General features: G+C 67.8%; 19 protein-coding genes and 1 pseudogene. 5 read left to right on the top strand and 15 right to left on the bottom strand.

Features of this window, described 5'->3' with window-relative positions:
* The 14 genes and pseudogenes from alsC to H512_RS27970 form a co-directional block, all read right to left on the bottom strand.
* A complete protein-coding gene (alsC, locus tag H512_RS0120225; RefSeq protein ID WP_026784937.1) occupies window positions 1–951 on the bottom strand; it encodes a D-allose ABC transporter permease in 951 nt (316 codons plus the stop codon).
* Entirely contained in the window at window positions 948–2,522 is a 1,575-nt protein-coding gene (locus H512_RS0120220; RefSeq protein WP_210162732.1) for a sugar ABC transporter ATP-binding protein, read from the bottom strand. Before H512_RS0120220 ends, alsC begins: the two co-directional genes overlap by 4 nt.
* A gap of 234 nt (window positions 2,523–2,756) precedes the next feature.
* Complete coding sequence (gene alsB, locus H512_RS0120215; protein WP_036793057.1) at window positions 2,757–3,695, bottom strand: D-allose transporter substrate-binding protein; 939 nt, start codon at window positions 3,693–3,695, stop codon at window positions 2,757–2,759.
* A complete protein-coding gene (gene alsR, locus H512_RS25270; RefSeq protein WP_281170375.1) occupies window positions 3,692–4,636 on the bottom strand; it encodes a transcriptional repressor AlsR in 945 nt (314 codons plus the stop codon). Before alsR ends, alsB begins: the two co-directional genes overlap by 4 nt.
* A 311-nt stretch (window positions 4,637–4,947) precedes the next feature.
* Window positions 4,948–6,072: an HD-GYP domain-containing protein gene (locus H512_RS26080; protein WP_169507198.1), complete on the bottom strand. Its 1,125-nt coding sequence runs from the start codon at window positions 6,070–6,072 to the stop codon at window positions 4,948–4,950.
* A gap of 189 nt (window positions 6,073–6,261) precedes the next feature.
* Window positions 6,262–8,469 carry a catalase/peroxidase HPI gene (gene katG, locus H512_RS0120200; RefSeq protein ID WP_026784934.1) on the bottom strand — a complete coding sequence of 736 codons (2,208 nt, stop codon included), beginning with the start codon at window positions 8,467–8,469 and terminating at the stop codon, window positions 6,262–6,264.
* A gap of 158 nt (window positions 8,470–8,627) precedes the next feature.
* Window positions 8,628–9,698, bottom strand: coding sequence for an ABC transporter ATP-binding protein (locus tag H512_RS0120195; protein WP_026784933.1), 1,071 nt, complete (start codon window positions 9,696–9,698; stop codon window positions 8,628–8,630).
* Between the two features lie 35 nt (window positions 9,699–9,733).
* Window positions 9,734–10,567 carry a carbohydrate ABC transporter permease gene (locus H512_RS0120190; RefSeq protein WP_026784932.1) on the bottom strand — a complete coding sequence of 278 codons (834 nt, stop codon included), beginning with the start codon at window positions 10,565–10,567 and terminating at the stop codon, window positions 9,734–9,736.
* Window positions 10,564–11,433, bottom strand: coding sequence for a carbohydrate ABC transporter permease (locus H512_RS0120185; RefSeq protein WP_026784931.1), 870 nt, complete (start codon window positions 11,431–11,433; stop codon window positions 10,564–10,566). The genes H512_RS0120190 and H512_RS0120185 overlap by 4 nt, the downstream gene beginning before the upstream one ends.
* Window positions 11,434–11,606: 173 nt before the next feature.
* Window positions 11,607–12,926: an ABC transporter substrate-binding protein gene (locus H512_RS0120180; protein ID WP_026784930.1), complete on the bottom strand. Its 1,320-nt coding sequence runs from the start codon at window positions 12,924–12,926 to the stop codon at window positions 11,607–11,609.
* An 18-nt stretch (window positions 12,927–12,944) separates the two neighbouring features.
* On the bottom strand, window positions 12,945–14,477 hold the full coding sequence (locus H512_RS0120175; protein ID WP_026784929.1) for a putative N-acetylmannosamine-6-phosphate 2-epimerase: 1,533 nt from the start codon (window positions 14,475–14,477) through the stop codon (window positions 12,945–12,947).
* Window positions 14,478–14,582: 105 nt separating this feature from the next.
* Window positions 14,583–15,356, bottom strand: a complete 774-nt coding sequence (locus H512_RS0120170; RefSeq protein ID WP_026784928.1) for a GntR family transcriptional regulator — start codon at window positions 15,354–15,356, stop codon at window positions 14,583–14,585.
* 250 nt (window positions 15,357–15,606) lie between these two features.
* A pseudogene (locus H512_RS27975) lies at window positions 15,607–15,747 on the bottom strand (NAD(P)-binding domain-containing protein); the annotation flags it as partial.
* Window positions 15,698–16,414, bottom strand: coding sequence for a TIM barrel protein (locus tag H512_RS27970; RefSeq protein ID WP_053240101.1), 717 nt, complete (start codon window positions 16,412–16,414; stop codon window positions 15,698–15,700). The gene H512_RS27970 and the pseudogene H512_RS27975, both read right to left, overlap by 50 nt.
* Window positions 16,415–16,567: 153 nt before the next feature.
* Here H512_RS27970 and H512_RS26075 point away from each other — a divergent pair, with 153 nt between their 5' ends.
* The gene (locus H512_RS26075; protein ID WP_053240100.1) at window positions 16,568–16,930 is read left to right on the top strand and encodes an FCD domain-containing protein; all 363 of its coding nucleotides are present in this window, start codon (window positions 16,568–16,570) and stop codon (window positions 16,928–16,930) included.
* On the opposite strand, the gene H512_RS25250 is transcribed toward H512_RS26075, so the two are convergent.
* A complete protein-coding gene (locus tag H512_RS25250) occupies window positions 16,909–17,319 on the bottom strand; it encodes a DUF488 domain-containing protein (RefSeq protein ID WP_053240099.1) in 411 nt (136 codons plus the stop codon). The two genes, H512_RS26075 and H512_RS25250, sit on opposite strands and share 22 nt — an antisense overlap.
* Window positions 17,320–17,427: 108 nt before the next feature.
* Between H512_RS25250 and H512_RS0120140 the strand changes: the two genes are divergently transcribed.
* From H512_RS0120140 to H512_RS0120125, 4 genes are all read left to right on the top strand, one after another.
* Window positions 17,428–17,661 carry a glycosyltransferase family protein gene (locus H512_RS0120140; protein ID WP_026784926.1) on the top strand — a complete coding sequence of 78 codons (234 nt, stop codon included), beginning with the start codon at window positions 17,428–17,430 and terminating at the stop codon, window positions 17,659–17,661.
* 424 nt (window positions 17,662–18,085) lie between these two features.
* Entirely contained in the window at window positions 18,086–18,649 is a 564-nt protein-coding gene (nusG, locus tag H512_RS26770; protein ID WP_169507196.1) for a transcription termination/antitermination protein NusG, read from the top strand.
* 262 nt (window positions 18,650–18,911) lie between these two features.
* Complete coding sequence (locus H512_RS0120130) at window positions 18,912–20,216, top strand: UDP-glucose dehydrogenase family protein (protein WP_026784697.1); 1,305 nt, start codon at window positions 18,912–18,914, stop codon at window positions 20,214–20,216.
* Window positions 20,217–20,241: 25 nt separating this feature from the next.
* A partial coding sequence (locus tag H512_RS0120125; RefSeq protein ID WP_026784696.1) for an NAD-dependent epimerase/dehydratase family protein occupies window positions 20,242–20,945 on the top strand: 704 nt, incomplete at its 3' end.

The raw sequence follows: 20,945 nt of genomic DNA, 5'->3' as shown, positions 1-20,945 counted from the left end.
TCAGCGCATGCGGGCGATCAGCCGGTCGAGCGCCACGGCCGAGATGATCAGGCCGCCCATCACCACCAGTTGGTAGAAGGTGGGCACGCGCAGGATGTTGAGGCCGTTGTTGATGGTGCCGATGATCAGGCCGCCGATCACCACCGAGGGGATGCGCCCCTTGCCGCCGAAGAAGCTGGTGCCGCCGATGATCACCGCCGCGATGGCGTAGGTCTCGAAGCCGGTGCCGGCCGCCGGCTCGGCGGCGCCGAGGCGGGCGATGGAGAGGACGCCGGCGAGACCGGCGCACAGGCCGGAGATCATGAAGACGATCAGCGTGTGCAGCTTGACGTCGATGCCCGAATAGAAGGCCGATTCCTTGTTGCCGCCGACGGCGTAGATGTTGCGGCCGAGGCGCGTCTTGGCGGTGAAGAACCACAGCACGGCGGCGAACGACAGCGCGAAGATCACCGGCACCGGCACGAAGCCGACGAAGCCGGTCACCGTGTTGACGAAGTCGTAGGAGAAGCCGAACACCGGGCTGGCGCCGGAGATGATCATGGTGACGCCACGGAAGATGGCGTTGGTGCCGAGCGTGATGATGAACGGATGCAGGCCGGTGAAGTTGACCAGCAGGCCGTTGATGGCGCCGAGCGTCAGGCCGCCGCCGATGCCGCCGATCAGCACGGCCAGCGTCGGGTCGAAGCCGGCGACCATCAGCTGGGCGGTCATCATGCCGGTCAGCGCCAGCACCGAGCCGACGGAGAGGTCGATGCCGGCGATCAGGATCGGGAAGAACTCGCCGAGCGCGATCATGATGGTGATCGAGCTTTGCAGGAAGATCTGCACGATGTTCTCGGGCCGGGTGAAATAGGTCGGCGACAGGGCGCTGAACAGCACCACGATCACCAGGAGGATGCAGAGCGTCCCGTAGATGTCCCAGAGTTTGCCGAGTTTCACGCGCTGGCTCATTTGCCGTCCCTCATTGCGACGCTCAGGATGGATTCCTCGGTCGCCGTGGCGCCGTCGAGAATGTCCATGATGCGGCCGTTGCGGAACACCGCGACGCGGTCGCAGACGGCCAGGATTTCGGGGAGTTCGGACGACACCATGATCACCGCCTTGCCGGCATTGGCGAGCGCCCGGATGATTTCGTGGATCTGCGACTTGGCGCCGACGTCGATGCCGCGCGTCGGCTCGTCGAAGATGATCACCGACGGGCCGATCGACATCCACTTGCCGACCAGCACCTTCTGCTGGTTGCCGCCCGACAGTTCGAGGATGCTCTGGTCGATGCCGGCGCAGCGGATGGAGAGCCGCCGCCGCTGCTCCTCGGCCACCGCCCGCTCGGCCTTGCGGTCGACGAGGCCCCAGGTGCCGCGGAGCGGCGCGTCCTTCACCGACTTGGTGACGGCGATGTTGCCCTCGATGGTGAAGTTGGGGGTGAAGCCGGTCTGGCGGCGGTTCTCGGTGAGATAGGCCATGCCCGATTTCACCGCCTCGACCGGATTGTCCGGCGTGATGTCCTGGCCGTTCAGGATGATCTTGCCGCCGGCCCGCCGCTCGGCGCCGAACAGGCAGTTCATCAGATCGGTGCGGCCGGAACCGACCAGGCCGGCAAAGCCCAGCACCTCGCCGTGGTGCACCTCGAAGCTGACGTCGCGCACGCGGCGGCGGTCGGCGCTGGTGACGTTCTCCACCTTCAGCACCGGCATGGAGGTGCGGTCGATGGTACCTTCGGCGAGGAAGCGCTGCTTGACGACGCGGCCGACCATCATGCGGACGAGGTCGTCGTTGGTGGTGTCGGCGATGCGGCCGTGGCCGGTGGAGACGCCGTCTTTCAGCACCGAGAAGCTGTCGCCGATCTCGCGCACCTCGTCGAGCTTGTGCGAGATGAACAGGATCGCCGTGCCCTCGCCCCGGAGCTGGCGGACGAGGGCGAACAGCCGCTCGGTCTCCACCGAGGTCAGCGACGACGTCGGCTCGTCCATCACCAGGACGCGGACGTTCTTCATCAGCGACTTGGCGATCTCGATGATCTGGCGGTGGGCGATCGGCATTTCGCCGACCGGCTTGAAGAGGTCGAGGCCGACGAGGCCGAGCCGGTCGACGATCGACCGCGCCTCCGCCTCCATCAGCTTCCAGTCGACGACGGGAATGCCGAGGCGGCGCTTCACGGGCAGGCGGCCGACGAACAGGTTTTCCAGCGCCGACAACTCGTTGATGACCGAGAGTTCCTGATAGATGATCGAGATGCCGGCATCGCTGGCCTGCCGCGGCGTCACCAGCGGGTGGCTGACGCCGTCGAGCACGATCTCGCCGCCGGTCGGCTCGTGAATGCCGGTCAGGATCTTCATCAGCGTCGACTTGCCGGCGCCGTTCTCGCCGAGCAGCACGTGCACCTCGCCGGGGCGGATGTCGAGGTTGACGCCCTTCAGCACGGGGATGGTGTTGAAATGCTTCTCGATGCCGACCATGCGGACGATCGGGGCGACCGCTTCGGTGCCGGCCGGGCCGGCGGCATTCGGGGCCAGGTTTGACATGTCGGTCTCGCTAGGGCATCGGGCCGGAAAGCGCCGGGCGCCCTCCGAGGAAATCCGATGCATGATCAAAGAGATGGAGCTATATGGCCTTCCCCTCGGAGAAGGCGCGAAGGCTCCGGGATCGTCCGATCGGCGGCATCTTCGGAAAAGGTCCGGCGCGTCGGGGAAGAAACGCGCCGGACCGAGGAGGAGGGAGGCGGCCGCATGCGCAGGTGGCCGCCCGCCTCGGCTTTATCACTTGGTGACGAGGACCGAGTCCACGGCCACCTGCTTGGGCTCGGTGCCGACCGGCGTCAGCTTGCCGGCCTTGACGGCCTCGACCAGCAGCTCAAGGCTGGTGGCGCCGATCTGGCCGGGGTCCTGGGCGACGGTGGCGGTCAGGCGGCCGGCGGCCACCATCTCGCGGGCTTCCGGCGCGCCGTCGGTGCCGACCACCAGCACCTTGCCGGCCTTGCCGGCGTTCTGCACCGCCTGCATGACGCCGAGCGCCATGGTGTCGTTGGCGCAGTAGAAGGCCTTGAGGTCGGGCGAGGACTGCAGGATGTTGGTGGCGACGTCGAGCGCCTTCAGGCGGTCCCAGTCGGCCGGCTGGCTGGCCACCAGCTTGACGTTGGAGGTCGCCTCGAAGGCCGCCTTGGCGCCGTCGTGGCGGGCCTGGCCGGAAGCGTTGCCGGCCTTGCCCTCGACGATGGCCACCTCGCCGCCGTCGGCGCCGAGCTGCTCGATGATGAACTGAGCGCCCTTCTCGCCGACCTTGACGTTGTCGGTGGTGACGAAGGCCTCGACGTTGGCGCCGGCCGCTTCGAGGGCCTTCATGTCGACCTTCTCGTCGATGTTGACGATCGGCTTGCCCTTCTTGTAGGCGGCGGCGGCCGGATTGACCAGGTTGACCGGCGACAGCGGCGCGAAGCCGAAGCCCTTGTAGTCGCGGTTCAGCATGTCCTCGAACAGCTGCAGCTGGGCCTGGAAGTCCTCCTCCGACGGCGAGGCGACGATGTCGACCTCGACGCCGAGGTCCTTGGCCTTGGCCTCGATGCCGTCCTTCATCTGCACCCAGAACGGGTTGGACAGCGTCTTGAGGATGATGGCGTAGTCGGCGGCCATGGCGTTCGCGGCGAAGCCGAGGAGGCCGGCGGCGGCGACGGAGGCGATGAGCAGACCCTTGATTTTCATAACTCCACCCTTTTCCTTGCGGTTTCCTTCGCCGGCTGTACGCCGTCCGGCGAGTTCTTGTCAGCGCGGGGCGTGCCGCGTCTTTCGGTCCGGCCGCGGTCGTTCGTCGAATAGACGGCGACCGAGGTCATGACCTTGTTCAGGTTGCGCTCGGCGGTCTCGTAGTCCTCGCGCGCCAGACAGATGAACATCGTGTCGAGAATGGCGAGCTGGGCGATGCGGGCGGCGGCGTTCTGTCCCATCAGCGGCGCTTCCTTGGCCGGCGCGCACAGCACGACATCGGAATTGCGGGCCAGCGTCGAGGCGATCGAGTTGGTGATGGTGATCACCTTGGCGCCGGCGGCGCGGGCGACTTCGGCGCCGAGGATGACGTCCTTGGACTCGCCCGAATGCGACACCACCAGCGCCGCGTCGCCCTCTTCGAGGAGGCTCGCCGACATGGCGATCAGGTGGGCGTCCGAGAACACGCTCGACCGGATGCCGATCCTCAGGAACTTGTGGGAGGCGTCGGCGCAGACGGTGGCCGAGCCGCCGACGCCATAGAGGTCGCGGTGGCGGGCCTTGATGAAGATGCGCGCCGCCTCGGCGATGGCGTCGATGTCGAGAATGCTCTCCACCTCCTCGAGCGCCGAGCGCTCGGTGGCGAACACCTTGCGGACGATCTGCGGGATCGAATCCTCGCGCCTCAGTTCCTCGTCGATCTCCACCCGGAGGTTGGCGTAATAGGCCATCAGTTCGGCGCGCAGCTCCTTGAAGCCGCCATAGCCGAGCCGGCGCGCCACCTTGACGACCATCGCTTCCGAAATGCCAAGGGCCGTGGCTACTTCACCGATCTTCGGATTGCTCGTCAAATTTCCGCGTTCCAGCAACCAGAGGGCAACCGCCTGCTCTCCTTGCGACAGCGCAGGTAGCAACATGCGGATATGCGCCGCGACTGCCATATGGTCACGACTTCTGACGCTTTCTTGTTGACCGGTGCGGTCCCTGCTGGTCATCGCCTGGCAATCCCGCGGGTTCACCGCCATGGAGCTTGATGGGCCAAACTTTACGAAAGTGGTGTCGACATGTAAAGTGTAAACCACCAACTCCTTTGGATGTGGTATTTTTACGGATAGAGCGGCGGCGGCACGCGCCGGCGCCGGTCGACGCCGGGCGGACGGGGATCGGCGGACAGCGTGGAAAGGGCGGGGAGACGGACAAAAGGCAACGACCCGCCGCAGGCGGGATGGACGGACGCGCCGGATCGGCGGCGTCAGACGATGCCGGTACCCTCGAAGAGCCGGCCGGCCTGGCCGGTATCGTAGTCGGCGACCACCGCCTCGAACAGCCGCACCAGGTCGGGGTCGAGCTTGCTGCCGGCCATCGAGGCGAGGATGGCGTAGGCTTCCTCCGGCGACTTCGGGCTCTTGTAGGCGCGCTTCTCGACCAGGGCGGCGAAGATGTCGCAGATGGTCAGGATGCGCGTGGGATCGCCGATCTTCGCCGCCGTCAGGCCGTTCGGGTAACCGGAGCCGTCGAGATACTCGTGATGGTCGCGGGCGATGCGGGCGATCTCGCCGGCCGTGCGGTCATCGCGGGTCAGGATCTCGTAGCCGCGCGAGGCGTGGCTCTTCATGATTTCCCATTCGCTGGCGATCAGCCGGCCGGGCTTGTCGAGGATCTCCAGGGGGATGACCGCCTTGCCGATGTCGTGGAAGAAGGCGGCGTCGTAGAGGCGGCTGGTGTCGCGATCGTTGAAGCCGAGCTTGCGCGCGAAGGCCAGCGTGAAGCCGGAGACCAGCGAGCAGTGCTGGGCGGTGCCGTCGTGGTAGTTCTGGAACAGGTCGAGCCAGACCGACATCGGTGACATGCCGATGATGTCGTCCATCTCGCGGCGCTGGCGTTCCACCTCCTCGGCTGGTGCCATCGGGCCGCCGTCGCGCAGCATCCGGAAGAAGGACAGCACGCCGGTCTCGATGGCGGCGGCCTTTTCCACCCTGAGCGCCTGCTGCTTGGAGGCGCGATAGACCGTGTTCGGGTCGATCTGGGTGATCAGGAAAACCAGGTTGTCGACCGTCGGCGTGGTCGCCGTGTTGATGTAGCGGAAGCCGGCGCGGCCGAGGCCGGCGATGTCGGCCGGCCGCAGCCGGGTGACGAAGACGATGGTGCGGCCGCGCACCGCATGGCTGAGCGCCGGCAGCCGCCGCTCGCCGCCGTTCATCCGCTCGAAGTCGCCGGCGATGACCAGGATGTCGTCGGCGCCGATCTGGCCGAGTCCCTCTCCGGTCAGGCTGCGCGTCGCGCCGTGGAAGCCGCGCACCATCAGTTCGCGGCAGAGCCCGGCGGCTTCCCCGGCGTCTTCGGCTGCGATGTGAATGGTGGTCTGGCGGGTGTGCATGTTCACAACCTGAAAGGCGCGCCGACGGGAATCCGCCGGCATTTCGCGGCTACTGCATATTGAGCATCAAATACCTGCGAACACCTTGCCGCAATTCCGAATCGTGTCCGGAATCGTAAAATGGCCGACCGCCGGGGGCATTCCCGGCGGTCGGCAGCAGCTTGTCGGACCTGTTGTGCCTGCCGCCGTTCAGCGGAGGTCGAAGCGGTCGGCGTTCATCACCTTGGTCCAGGCCCTGGCGAAGTCGCGCACGAACTTCTCGCCGGCGTCGTCCTGGGCGTAGACCTCGGCCAGCGCCCGGAGCTGGGTATTGGCGCCGAACACCAGGTCGACGCGGGTGGCGGTCCACCTGACGGCGCCGGTCACCCGATCGCGGCCCTCGAACAGCGTCTCCTCGACCTCCGACACCGGCCGCCATTCGGTGCCCATGTCGACGAGGTTGACGAAGAAGTCGTTGCTGAGCACGCCCGGCCGTTCGGTGAACACACCGTGGCCGGAGCCGCCCCAGTTGGCGCCGAGCACCCTGAGACCGCCGACCAGCACGGTCATCTCCGGCGCGGTCAGCGTCAGGAGCTGCGCCCGGTCGACCATCATCTCCTCGGTGGCCAGCGGCCGGCCCGCCCGCGCATAGTTGCGGAAGGCGTCGGCGCGCGGCTCCATCACGGCGAAGGAAGCGACGTCCGTCTGCTCGGGCGTGGCGTCGGTACGGCCCGGCGCGAACGGCACGTCGAGGGTGTAGCCGGCCTTGCGCGCCGCTTCCTCGACGGCCGCCGAGCCGGCCAGCACGATCATGTCGGCGAGCGAGATCTTGCGGGTGGCGGAGGCGGCGTTGAAGTCGAGCCGGATGCCCTCCAGCACCGACAGCACGCGGGCGAGCCGCGCCGGCTCGTTGACTTCCCAGTCCTTTTGCGGCGAGAGGCGGATGCGGGCGCCGTTGGCGCCGCCGCGCTTGTCCGAGCCGCGGAAGGTCGAGGCCGAGGCCCAGGCGGTGGCGACCAGCTCGGAGACGGTAAGGCCGGAGCCGAGCACCTTCGCCTTGAGGGCGGCGATGTCGGCGGCGTCGACCAGCTCGTGGTCGACCGGCGGCAGCGGATCCTGCCAGATCAGGTCCTCGGCCGGTACCTCCGGCCCGAGATAGCGCACCTTCGGCCCCATGTCGCGGTGGGTCAATTTGAACCAGGCGCGGGCGAAGGCATCGGCGAAGGCGGCGGGATCGTCGCGGAAGCGGCGGGCGATCGGGCCGTAGATCGGGTCGAACCTGAGCGACAGGTCGGCCGTGGTCATCATTGGACGCTGCTTCCTGGTGGGGTCGTGGGCGTCGGGGATCAGATCCTCGTCGGCGACGTCCCTGGCCAGCCACTGCTGGGCGCCGGCCGGGCTGCGCACCAGCTCCCACTCGTAGCGGAACAGCGTGTCGAGATAGCCCATGTCCCAGGTGGTGGGGTTCTTCTTCCAGGCGCCCTCGATGCCGCTGCCGGTGGTGTAGACGCCCTTGCCGGTGCCGAAGGCATTCTTCCAGCCGAGGCCCATCTGTTCGAGCGGCGCCGCCTCCGGCTCCGGGCCGATCAGCGTCGGGTCGCCGGCGCCGTGGCACTTGCCGAAGGTGTGGCCGCCGGCCACCAGCGCCACCGTCTCCTCGTCGTTCATCGCCATGCGGGCGAAGGTCTCGCGCACGTCGCGGCCCGAGGCGACCGGATCGGGATTGCCGTTCGGCCCTTCCGGGTTGACGTAGATGAGGCCCATCTGCACGGCGGCCAGCGGGTTCTCAAGGCTTCGCTCGCCGGTATAGCGCATGTCACCCAGCCATTCGGTCTCGGCGCCCCAGTAGACGTCCTCCTCCGGCTCCCAGATGTCGGTGCGGCCGCCGCCGAAGCCGAAGGTGCCAAAGCCCATCGATTCCAGCGCGCAGTTGCCGGCGAGTATGTAAAGGTCGGCCCACGACAGGCGGTTGCCGTACTTGCGCTTGATCGGCCACAGGAGCCGCCGCGCCTTGTCGAGATTGACGTTGTCGGGCCAACTGCTGAGCGGGGCGAAGCGCTGGTTGCCGTGGCCGCCGCCGCCGCGACCGTCCATGACGCGATAGGTGCCGGCGCTGTGCCAGGCCATGCGGATGAACAGCGGCCCGTAGTGGCCCCAGTCGGCCGGCCACCAGTCCTGGCTGTCGGTCATCAGCGCGTAGAGGTCGGCCTTCACCGCGGCGAGGTCGAGTTTCTTGAATTCCGCCGCATAGTCGAAGTCCGGTCCGAGCGGATCGGACAGGCTGGAATGCTGGTGGAGGATGTCGAGGTTGAGCTGGTTCGGCCACCAGTCGCGGTTGGAGCGGCCGGCGGCAATGGCGTTGGGGCTGACCCCGTGCATGACTGGGCATTTGCCGGCATGCGGATCGATCTTGTCCATGTCCCTCTCCCGTCTTTTGCCGCTCGGCCCATCGCCCCTCCTCGCCTTGCGGCGCAGGCGCTCCCGGCAACCTGTCCGATCATAGGCGGCCGGGCGCCCGCCACCAATCCGCATTCCGACGGGGGAGGCGCGGAATTCCGCCGCTCGGGAGGCGTTTTCTAGGCTTCGACGCGGAGGCCGGTCGCCGTGTCGAACAGGTGGACGGCGTCGGGCGCCGGTTGCAGGACGACCGTCTCGCCGGGCACCGGACGCCGGCGCTTGTCCATGACGCGGACGATCAACTCGCCGGCCGCGGTCTCGACGTGGACGTAATATTCGGCGCCGAGCGCCTCGACCAGCCGGATGCGGCCGGCAAGTCCCGGCGTGCCGGCGTCGGCGATGCGGATGTCCTCGGGGCGGACGCCGAGGAGAAGGCCGCCCGGCCCGGCCGCCGTCCCGGCAACGGGAAACGTGCCGAAGGCCGGCGCCTCGCCGCCGCCCATCTCGATCAGGTTCATCTTCGGCGAGCCGAGGAAGCGGGCGACGAACAGGTTGGCCGGCCGCTCGTAGAGCGCCTCCGGCGTGCCGACCTGCATCAGGTTGCGGGGGTGGCCGTCTTTCAGCGGCGCGAACACGGCGATGCGGTCGCCCATGGTCATCGCCTCGGTCTGGTCGTGCGTCACGTAGATCATCGTCGCCTGGATGCGCTCGCGCAGAAGCATGATCTCGCCGCGCATGGAAACGCGCAGGTCGGCGTCGAGGTTGGAGAGCGGCTCGTCGAACAGGAACACGTCCGGATGGCGGACGATCGCCCGGCCGAGCGCCACGCGCTGGCGCTGGCCGCCGGAGAGCTGGGCCGGCCGGCGGTCGAGATAGGGGCCGAGGTCGAGGATGTCGGCCGCCTCCTTCACCCGCCGGGCGATCTCGGCGGCCGGCCGGCCGGCCATCTTCAGCGGGAAGCCGATGTTGCCGCCGACCGTCATGTGCGGATAGAGCGCGTAGCTCTGGAACACCATGGCGACGTTGCGCTCGGACGGCGCGAGGCCGGCCATCGGGCGGCCGCCGATGCGGATGTCGCCGGCCGTGGTCTCCTCGAGGCCGGCGATCATGCGGAGCGCCGTCGACTTGCCGCAGCCGGACGGCCCGACGAAGACGATGAACTCGCCGTCGTCGACCCTGAGATCGAGGCCGGCGATCACCTCCACCTTGCCGAAGGACTTGGCGACGGACTTGAATTCGATCTCGGCCATGGTCGTTTCCCGGAACTGTCGAAGCGGTGAAGGGGTCAGCCCTTGACGGCGCCGGCGGTCATCGACCGGCCGATCTGGCGGTACATCAGGAGGCCGAGGACGAGCGGCGGCAAGGTGGCGAGGATCATCACGGCGGCCGCGACGCCCCAGCGCACGCCGCCGCCCGAGGCGGCGAAGAAGAAGGAGGCGCCGACCGACACCGGCGTCGCCTTGTTGGTGGTCAGCATCAGGCCGAACAGGAACTCGTTCCAGGAGTAGATGAAGGCCAAGACCGACGACGCCGCGACGACGTTGAGCGACATCGGCGCCACCACATAGGCGAGGAGGCGCAGCGTGCCGGCGCCGTCGACGCGGCCGGCCTCCTCGATCTCCAGCGGCAGGTCGGCGATCGACGAGGCGAACAGCACCAGCACCAGCGGCACGTTGACGAGGCAGAGGATCAGGGCGAGGCCGAAGCGGGTGTCGAGCAGGCCGACCTGCTGGTACATCAGGTAGATCGGGATGGCGAAGATGATCAGCGGCACGGCGCGGAGATTGACGGCGAGCGGCAGCAGCCAGCTCCGGCCGACGTCGAAGCGGGCCATGGCATAGGCGGCCGGAAAGGCCAGCGCGATGGCCAGCGCCGAGCCGATCAGCGAGGCGACGAGGCTGTTGGTCAGGAAGTGCAGGATGTCGAAGCGGTCGGCCATGGCGAACACCGCCGCGTAGTTGGCGAGCGTCGGCGTCTCGATGATCAGCGAGGCGTTGGTCATGATCTCCGCCTCGCTCTTCAGCGAGGTGACCAGCGTGGCGATCACCGGGAAGTTCAGCACGATCACCGCCAGCGCGAACACCAGCCAGCGCAGGGCGTCGACGACGGTCTTCCTCATAGCGGCGCCTTTCTGGCCGTCAGCCGGTTGATCGCCCACAGCACCGCGAAGGAGGCGGCGAGCAGCAGCATCGAGGCGGCGACGGCGAGGCCGATGTCGCCGACCTTGAAGAAGGCCTGGTAGATGTAGATGCTCATCGAGGTGGTGGAGCCGCCGGCGCCGGGGCCGACCAGGGTGTAGAGGTTGTCGAACACCCGGAAGCTGTCGATGAAGCGGATGAAGAAGGTGAGGCCGAGGGCCGGCAGCATCAACGGCAGGTCGATGTGGAGGAACAGGCGCCGGCCGCGGGCGCCGTCGAGCGCCGCCGCCTCGCGGACGTCCGGCGAGATCGCCGCGTAGGACGAATGCAGGATCAGCAGCGCGAACGGCGTCCACTGCAGCGTCTCGACGGTGACCAGCGTCGTGAACGCCCAGTCGCGGCCGAGGAAGGCCGGGAAGTCGCCGTACCATTCGAGGAGATAATAGGGCACGGCGCCGACGAACTCATGCAGGATCAGCCGGTACATCAGGCCGACCAGCGCCGGCGCCACCATCATCGGCAGCATCAGCAAGGCGATCAGCCACGGCCGGCGCGCGAACAGCGGCGCCAGGAACACGGCCAGCGCCAGGCCGGCCACCATCTGGATGACGGCGACGATCAGCCCGAAGCGCAGCGAGAACCAGGCGGCGGCCCAGAATTCCGGATCGGCGATCGCCTTGGCATAGTTGGAGAAGCCGATCAGCTCGGGGGCGCGGATGTTCTCGAAGCCGACGCGGGAGATCGAGTAGACGAGGTCGAGAACGAGCGGGAACCCCAGGAGGGCGATCAGGAAGGCCGTGAGCGGGGCGATCAGGAGACGCCCCTCGAAACGGGAAGTCCGCGGCATGAGGGGTCTCGTCCTCGGGAGGTCGGCGACGGCGGAAAGGCGCCCGCGCGCCGGCCGGGGGGATCGGCGCGCGGGAAGGGCGGCGCGGCGCTGCTGGCTCACTCGTCGAGTCTACCGCATCCGCCTGGGCCGGACCAGCGGCGGCCGGGGAGTGCCGCCGCCGTCCGGATTGGTCAGGGCTTCAGGAGGTCGGCCATGCCCGCCTTGGCGGCGGCAAGCGCGTCGTCGAGCGACTTGTCGCCGGACCAGTAGGCGGTGAACTCCTTGGCCTGCAACTCGTAGACCTGCAACGCCTTGGCGGCGGTGCCGCCGTGCATGACGAAGCCGTAGGCGCCGGCATACTGGCCGAGCTTGACGAGGTCGGGCCGCTCGGCGGCGACCTTCTGCACCACCTCGTCGGAAAGCGCCGGCGAGCCGCCGGCCTTGGCATAGGTCTCCATCGCCTCGGGCGTCGCCAGCCAGTTGAGGAACTTGACGGCGCCCTCCTTGTGGGTGGAGGCCTTGTTGATGCCGAGCCCGAGGCCATGGATATGGGTGAAGCGGCCGGCCGGCCCGGCCGGCGGCGCCACGGTGCCGATCTTGCCGGCGACAGCCGGCGTCTTGTCCTTGTTGTCAAGGTCGCCGAAGGCGGCGTTCCATTGCAGCATGGTGGCCGCCTGGCCGGCGCCGAAGGCGGCGTTGGCCTCGGCGAACTCGTAGGTGGTGGAATCCTTGGGCGAGGTGCCCTCGTCGTAGAGCTTCTTGTAGATGTCGAGAGCGGTGCGGTAGGCCGGGCTGTCGACGGTGATCTCGCCCGCCTCATTCATCCAGTCGCCGCCTTGGGCGCGCGCCGCCGAATGCCAGACCATCATGTTGAACAACAGGTTCTTCATCTGGAGAACCGTGCCGTAGCGGGTCGGGCTGTCGGAATTGATCGACTTGGTGAAGAACAGCGCCGTCGCCATCCAGTCGTCCCAGGTCCAGGCGTCCGGGTCCTTGGGCTCCAGTTTCTTGCCGAGGTATTTCTCGGAGATCTCGCCGTATTTCGCCTTCCAGTCGGCGTCGGACATCAGCTTGTCGATCAGGTCCGAGCGGTAATACATGAAGTGCAGCGACAGGTCGGTCGGGATGCCATACTGCTTGCCGTCATATTGCATGGTGGCCAGCACCTTCTCGGGGAAGGTGGCCTTGGCGGCGTCCGGCAGGGTGATCGGGTCCATGAACGGCGCGTAGCGGCCGAGCGCGTAGGTGGCGATCAGGTTGACGTCGAAGTCGGTCGAGCCGGCGGCGAGGTCGGCGGCCAGCTTGTCGAAGAAGCCGTCGCGGTTGAAGAAGATCAGCTTCACCTTGTCGGCGTCGGTAGCGGTGGCGTTGTAGGCGTCGGCCGCCTTGCGCAGGCCGGCCTCCTCCGGTCCGCCCGGCCAGCCGAGCACGGTCACCTCGGCCATGGCCGCGGTCGCTCCCATCGCCGCGAACAGGGCGGCGCTCGTCAGAAGGGTCTTCAGTCGCGTCATTTGGTGTCCCCTTGGATCTTATGATGTGCGACGGGCGAGATCGGCGGCGCCGATCACGCCGGCGGTTTTTCCGAGAGCCGCGGCGCGGATCTCGGGCTTCAGGTGCGGCGGCAGGTGGCTGAGCCGCGCGTTCAGGCGCTCGCGGTAGCCGCCGGCCAGGCCGACGCCGCCGCCCACCACCATGACGGCCGGGTCGAACAAGAGTTGCAGGTTCTGGAGGAGCCGCGCCACCACGTCGGCCGAGCGGTCGACAAGCGCCGAAGCCCAGCTCTCGCCGCGGGCGGCGGCGGCGAACACGGCCGGCGCGTCGGCAAGATGGCCGGCCTTGGCGGCGGCTTCGGCCAGGAAGCGGCCGCTCGCCAGCGTCTCGAGCGGCATGGCGCCATCGGCGGCGGCCTCAAGCGTGAGGCCGACCGAGCCGGCGACGCCGCCCCGGCCGATCAGCAGCCGGCCGCCGATGACGGCGCCGCCGCCGATGCCGGTGGAGACGGTGACGAACACGAGGTCGCGGCCGGCGCCGGCGCCGAAGCGGTATTCGCCCCAGGCGGCGGCCTGGGCGTCGTTGTTGAGCGTCACCGGCTGCCCGAGCCGGCGCGCCAGCGCGTCGGCCAGCGGATAGCCGTCCGGCACCGGCAGCGTGCCGGGATTGAGCGCCGACCAGCGGCCGGCATGCACGACGCCGGTCACCGCGCCGCCGATGGCGCCGTAGCGGCCCTGCCAGGGGGCGGCGAGTTCGGCGATGGCGTCGCACCAGGCGTCGGGATCGAGATGGCGGAGGGTGGCGCGCTCGGTCTCTTCGACGACGCGGTCGCCGTCGACCAGCGCCACCAGCGTCTTGGTGCCGCCGAGGTCGAAGGCGAGCGCCGGCCGGGTGGCGGCGGCCCGCGCCGTGGCGATGGCGTCGGCGAACCAGCGGGTGATGTGCTCGGGCCGGGTGATGGCCGAGCCGACCACCACGCCGTGGGCGCCGAGCCGGATCGCCTCGGCCGCCTGCTCCGGCACGCGGATGCGGCCCTCGGCAATCACCGGCCGGCCGAGCCGCACGGCGGCGGCGAGCAGCGGAAAGTCGGGATCGTCCGGCTCCGGACCGCCGGTATAGCCGGACAGCGTGGTGCCGATCACGTCGACGCCGAGCGCCACCGCCGCCTTCGCCTCCTCGATGGTGGAGATGTCGGCCATGGCCAGCCGGCCGTGGGCATGCGCGGCGGCGCAGAGGTCGGCGACGGCGGCCGGCCGGGCGCGGTCCGTGGCGTCGAAGGCGATGATGTCGGCGCCGGCCTCGGCCAGCGCCCTGACGTCGTCGAGGAAGGGGGTGATGCGCACCGGCGAATCGTCGAGATCGCGCTTTATCAGGCCGATGATCGGCGCGTCGGTGGCCGCCCGCACCGCCCTGAGGTTGGCGAGACCCTCGATGCGGAGGCCGCGGCCGCCGGAGGCGAGCGCCGCCAGGGCGAAGCCGACCACCTGCTCGGGATGGTCGAGCGGACCGTCCGGCACCGGCTGGCAGGAGACGACGAGCGACGAAGCGAAGCGCTGGAGACGGTCGGACACGGTTTCCTCGCTGTAGACCACCTCGGAAGTGGTAGCAGTGAGGGAACCAGTTAGCAACCAGTTTGGACTAAAGGCCTAATATTCGCGCAACTGGTATCGAAGTGATCACACGTTGTCCTGGGCGCGCAATTCGACCAGAAAGTCGTAGCGCTCGCCGCAATAATAGGTGCGGGTGAACTCCACCGGCGTGCCGTCGGCGGTGAAGCAGCGGCGCTCGGCGACCAAGAGCGGCGCGCCGATCTCGATGTGCAGGAGGCGGCCGTCCTCGGCGCCGGCCACGGCGGCGCGCAGGCGTTGCAGCGCCCGGACCGGCCGGCGGTGGCGCTCGGCCAGCACATCGTAGAGCGAGGCGGTGACCACCTCGGGGTCGTCGAGCACGTCGGCCGGCACCACGGCGTGCTCGATGGCCATCGGCAGGCCGTCGCCGGTGCGGAGGCGCTTCAGCCGGCAGACTCGGGCGCCGACGGAGAGGTGAAGCGCCATGATTTCGGCCGGCGAGGCCGGCCCCACCTCGCGGCTGATCCAGGTCATGCCCGGCTGAAGGCCGCGCGAGCGCATGTCCTCGGAAAACGAGGTCAGCGCCGACAGCGGCTTCTCGACGCGCTCGGCCACGGCGGTGCGGGCGCCGTGGCGGCGGATCAGCGCGCCGTCGCCGACCAGTGCCTCGATCGCCTTGCGCACCGAGGTGCGGGAGACGTCGATGGCTTCCGCCAGATCGCGCTCGCCGGGCAGCACGTCGCCGGTGCCGAGCACGTCCTCGGTGATCGCCTGGCGCAGCGCCGCCGCGAGATCGCGGTAGATGACGCCGCTCGAATGCCGGTCGAGGGCGCGGCGGAGAAACAGGATGAGCGGGGATTGGCTGGGCGCTAGATCGGACATGGGTCGGTCGGAGGATGGCGACATGCCCGCCCGATGTAACAGGTCGCGGCCCAAAGCGAAACGACGTCGGAAGGCTGATCCGGCCGACGCCGGCCTTGCTGGTGAACAGCAGCGCCTCGCCGACCGCCTCGATGGTCGGCGCCACGATGATCTGGTTGGCCACCTTGGTAGTCTGTTCGGCGCCGTTGCCGCCGACCAGGGTGACGTTGCGGCCCATCCGGCGTAACGGCGGCTCGATCGCCACTGCCGCGGGGCCGCCGATCATGATGGTCAGCGACGCCGCCCTGGCGCCCATCTCGCCGCCCGACACTGGCGCGTCGAGATAGCCGCAACCGGCCGCTTCAATGCGGCGGGCGAAGTCCTTGGTGGCGATCGGCGAGATCGAACTCATGTCGACGGCGATCTTGCCGGTACGAGCCCTTCTGCGACGCCGGCAGGGCCGAACAGCACCGCTTCGACGTCGGGCGTGTCCGGCACCATAACAAATACCACGTCGGCGGCGTGGGCGACTTCGCGGCCGCTCGGGTAGACCGTGGCGCTGGCCGGGAGGATCGCCGCCGGCACCGGCCCGATTGTATTGTGGCATCAAGGAACGGTAGCAGTACGGAATAGGCGATCTCGCCGCTGCCGGGCTCGTGGCGGTCCGGATTGCCGGCGAGCTGGATGTGGCTGATCCGCGTGAGATTGGCCACGAGCACTTCGCGCGCCTCGGCGGCCGCAACGCCGACCGGCAGCTTGCCGACGAGACAGTTGAGGCGCGGACAGCCGAGCGCCGTCGCGTAGGCGATTGCCTTGTCGACGCCGGCCCTGAACTCCTCTACCCGGCCGGGATGGCAGGCGATGCCGCGCTCGCTAGCCGCCCAGTCGCCGGCCGGCAGGTTGTACAGCACCTGCGCGAGGCCGTGCGCCGTCGGTCGGCCGGCCAGCACCTCGGCGTCGAAGTCGTAGGGAAAGAGATATTCGACGACGGAGACGCCGGCCGCCGTCGCGGCGGCGAAGCGGTCGAGGAAAGGCAGCTGGGTGAACAGCATCGAAAGGTTGGCGGCGAATCTGGGCATGATGATCTTCCCTTTAGCTCGGCCTCAGGCGAGCCGGCCGAGAACGGCGTCAGTGGCGGCCGCCGGCGTGATGCCGAAATGGGCCATCAACTCGCCGCCGAGGCCTGACGCTCCGAAGCTGGTCAGGCCGACCTTCTGGCCATACTCGCCGAAATGGAGGCCGCCTTCGCGGCAAGGCAAGGCCTCGACTATGTCAATTGCGACGACCCGCTGCACAAGGCGTTCTTCGAGCACTGCGGCAACCGCTACTTCATGGATTCCTACGCCCTGGTGTCGAGCCGGATCGCCGCGTTGCGCAATAACTTCTCCACCAGCCATCAGCCGGATCAGGAGCTTTCCCTCACAGAGCATCGCCGGATCATCGAGCTGTTCCGGGAGAACCGCATGGACGAGCTGGCCGATCTCCTGAAACGCCATATCGGACGCGCCAGGGACTATTTCCTTGACGCCCAGGAGAACGGGCTATTCACCATGCAGGGATCGGCGCGGCAGATCTATTCTTTCGCGCCTCTTTGAGACGAGCGGCCGTCTGCGTCGTCCGGTTCAGAGTCCGGCAACCGCCGGCGCGCCATGTAGGCGGCCAGCACCTGTGCATGGTTGCAGTGGGGATCGCGGGCGGCATAGAGCAGCGTCACCCGTCCCTCGTCGAGGAGTGCGTCGAGCCGTCGTACCGCTTCTTCGTTGCCGTCGAGTTCGGCCTCGTAACGGCGCGCGAATTCGTCGAGACGGACCGGATCGTGACCGAACCAGGTGCGCAACTCGATGCTCGGCGTGATCTCCTTCAGCCAGACGTCGATGGCGGCATCGGCCTTGCGGAGGCCGCGCGGCCACAGCCGGTCGACCAGCACTCGCCGGCCGTCGTCGGGCGCCGGCGGCACGTAGACGCGCTTCAGGCGGATATCCATGGCCACGCCTTTCCGGGCAGCGCCCGCCGTCGCAAAGCGGGCAAAGCGCCCCATCCAATGCCGGGACCGGCCTCCTGGTCAGCGCCGGCGCGCAGCAGAGGCGCTGCCATGTTCGCTTACCACGTCACCGATCCCGAGCGCTATGCCATCGTCGGGTTCGGCAGGGTGATGAAGACGTTGCCGATCAAGGAAAAGCCGGGCTTCATCGGCGCTTTGCAACGACGCCGGGGCTTGAAGATCGCCTGTCCCGAGGCGATCGCCTTCCGTACCGGCTTCATCAGGTGGGACCAGCCAGAAGCCCTCCGCAGGAAGCTCGGCCAGGGAAATATGGAAAGCGCCTGACGGGGCTTTGTCACTGATCCGCCTGAGATTGTCTCTTTCCGGGATGGACGCCGGCGGTCTTTTCATCTCGCCCGGGATCGCCTTTGGCTAGGCCAGGTTGACAGTGGGCCTTAAGTGAAAGTACGGTTTAAACATTGCATTGGCGGGCATGCCGAAGTGAGTGAATCTTGCAAGAGATTTTGCTGAGTTTTGTTTTTCGAATTCCGTAGGATCGATCCGTTTTGAACGCCGCGTTTGTTTTGAGATGAGGGCCTGCTTGATCCGGCGCATGCATCTGCCGATCGATTGTCGTCCGGTTGTTGCCGGAACTGTCTATTGACGTTGTGTCATCGTGAAATGACTGGCTTGGCAGCCCGCTTGCATATGGATGGAAAAAGGTTGCCGGCAGGCGATCCGATGGTTTTCAGGCGCGAGAAGGAGCCTTATGGAAAGTCTGGCGTCCCAGAAGGCTAACGAGGTGGTGGACTCCGTTCCTGAGCGAGCTGTTGAAGGTCGTTGCTGGTTTGCCGCCACGACCCAACCGCACCGGGAACGTGTTGCGGTTGACAATCTCGTCCGTCAGGGCTTTCACACCTTCTGCCCCCTTGAACGAGTCGTTCGCCACCATGCCCGCAAGACGATTGCGATGACGGTGCCGGTGTTTCGCGGCTATGTCTTCGTGCATATGGATCCGGGAAAGGCGCGCTGGCGGTCGATCAACGGCACGCTCGGCGTGCGGTCGCTGGTGACCAATGGCGACGTTCCGCTGCCGATTCGGCCGGGCGTGATCGAGACCCTGGCGGCTTCGACCGATGCCGATGGCATTCTCAAGTTCGCCAATCCGCTGCAACCCGGCATGACGGTGCGCCTCAGGGCGGGGCCGTTGGCCGAGCAGCTTGGTGTGATTGAGCGGCTCGATGGCTCTGGTCGCCTGGTGCTGTTGTTGGATTTCATGGGCGGTCGAGTGCGGACCGGAGTTTCCCGGGATATGATCCTGAAGGTGGCGTGACCGCCTTTTTGGTGGGTTTGGTAGGTTGATGGCCTTTGGCTTGGGGCACGGAGGAACGGTCTGGTGACTGTTCGGTTCCGGTGGCGGCGTGATGGGGCCGGGTCGAAGTATTTCACCCGGAGTGCGGTAGCTATTGCCCGTCAAGGGGGGCTATTGCCGCCCGCCAATGGCCTGCGTCTGGGCGATGAGGTGTGCGTGAATTGCGGCTTTATCAAACGTTTGAAGTCGATTTGAACGCCGTTCGAGTTTTGGAGTATCGATTTTGAAAATCGTGATGATCGGTTCTGGCTACGTCGGCCTTGTTTCAGGCACATGCTTTGCCGATTTCGGCCATGACGTGGTGTGCATGGACAAGGCGGTGGAGAAGATCGCGGCGCTGGAGCGCGGCGAGATCCCGATCTACGAGCCCGGCCTCGACGCGCTGGTGGAGAGCAACGTCAAGGCGGGGCGCCTGACCTTCACCACCGATCTCGCCGGCCCGGTGGCCGAGGCCGACGTGGTGTTCATCGCCGTCGGCACGCCGTCGCGGCGCGGCGACGGCCACGCCGATCTCAGCTACGTCTACGCCGCCGCCCGCGAGATCGCCGCGGCGGTCAAGGGCTTCACCGTCGTCGTCACCAAGTCGACGGTACCGGTGGGGACGGGCGACGAGGTCGAGCGCATCATCCGCGACACCAATCCCGAGGCCGACGTCGCCGTGGTCTCCAACCCGGAGTTCCTGCGCGAGGGCGCCGCCATCGACGACTTCAAGCGGCCCGACCGCATCGTCGTCGGCTACGAGGACGAACGGGCGAAGGCGGTGATGACCGAGGTCTACCGGCCGCTCTACCTCAACCAGGCGCCGCTTCTCTTCACCTCGCGCCGCACGAGCGAACTGATCAAATATGCCGGCAACGCCTTCCTGGCCATGAAGATCACCTTCATCAACGAGATCGCCGACCTCTGCGAGAAGGTGGGGGCGGACGTGCAGCAGGTGGCGCGCGGCATCGGCCTCGACGGCCGCATCGGCGCCAAGTTCCTGCACGCCGGCCCCGGCTACGGCGGCTCGTGCTTTCCCAAGGACACGCTGGCCCTCGTCAAGACGGCGCAGGACCATGACAGCCCGGTGCGGCTGATCGAGACCACCGTTGCCGTCAACGACACGCGCAAGCGGGCGATGGCGAGGAAGGTGATCCAGGCGCTGGGCGGCGACGCCCGCGGCAAGACGGTGGCCGTGCTCGGCCTGACCTTCAAGCCGATGACCGACGACATGCGCGACAGCCCGGCCATCTCGATCATCCAGGCCTTGCAGGACGCCGGCGCCAGGGTGGTCGGCTACGACCCCGAGGGCATGGCCAACGCCCGCGCGGCCATCGACGGCATCGCCCTGGCGAGCGACGCCTATGACGCGGCGAGCGGCGCCGACGCGCTGTGCATCGTCACCGAGTGGAACGCCTTCCGGGCGCTCGACTTCGACCGCCTCAAGGCGCTGATGGCCGCCCCGGTGCTGGTCGATCTCCGCAATATCTACCGCCGCGACGAGGTCGAACGCCACGGCTTCAGCTACACCAGCGTCGGACGGGCCTGAACGGGAGCCTGAACGGGGGACGGACATGCGCTTCCTGATCACCGGCACCGCCGGCTTCATCGGCTTCCATCTGGCCAGACGCCTCCTCGACGACGGCCACTTCGTGGTCGGCTTCGACGGGATGACGCCCTATTACGACGTCCGCCTGAAGGAGGCGCGCCACGCCCTCCTCGAACGCTCGAACGGCTTCCGGGCGGTGATCGGCCAGCTGGAGGACGCCGCGACGCTCAGGCAGGCGGCCGACCTGGCCGAGCCCGAGGTGATCGTCCACCTCGCCGCCCAGGCCGGCGTCCGCTACAGCCTGGAGAACCCCCGCGCCTATGTCGACGCCAACCTCGTCGGCAGCTGGAACGTGCTGGAACTGGCCAAGGCCTGCGAGGTCAGGCACCTGATGCTCGCCTCGACCTCGTCGGTCTACGGCGCCAACGACAAGGTTCCCTTCGCCGAAAGCGACAAGACCGACGAGCCGCTGACGCTCTACGCCGCCAGCAAGAAGGCGATGGAGGCGATGGGCCACGCCTACGCCCATCTCTGGAAGATCCCCACCACCGCCTTCCGCTTCTTCACCGTCTACGGCCCGTGGGGCCGGCCGGACATGGCGCTGTTCAAGTTCGTCGAGGCCATCGAGACGGGCGCGCCGATCGACGTCTACGGCGAGGGCAACATGCAGCGCGACTTCACCTATGTCGGCGATCTCGTCGAGGCGATCGTCCGCCTGGTGCCGGTCGC

This window comes from Pleomorphomonas koreensis DSM 23070 (assembly GCF_000425185.1).
GTDB lineage: Bacteria > Pseudomonadota > Alphaproteobacteria > Rhizobiales > Pleomorphomonadaceae > Pleomorphomonas > Pleomorphomonas koreensis.
This window is presented reverse-complemented; position numbering and strand designations above follow the sequence as displayed.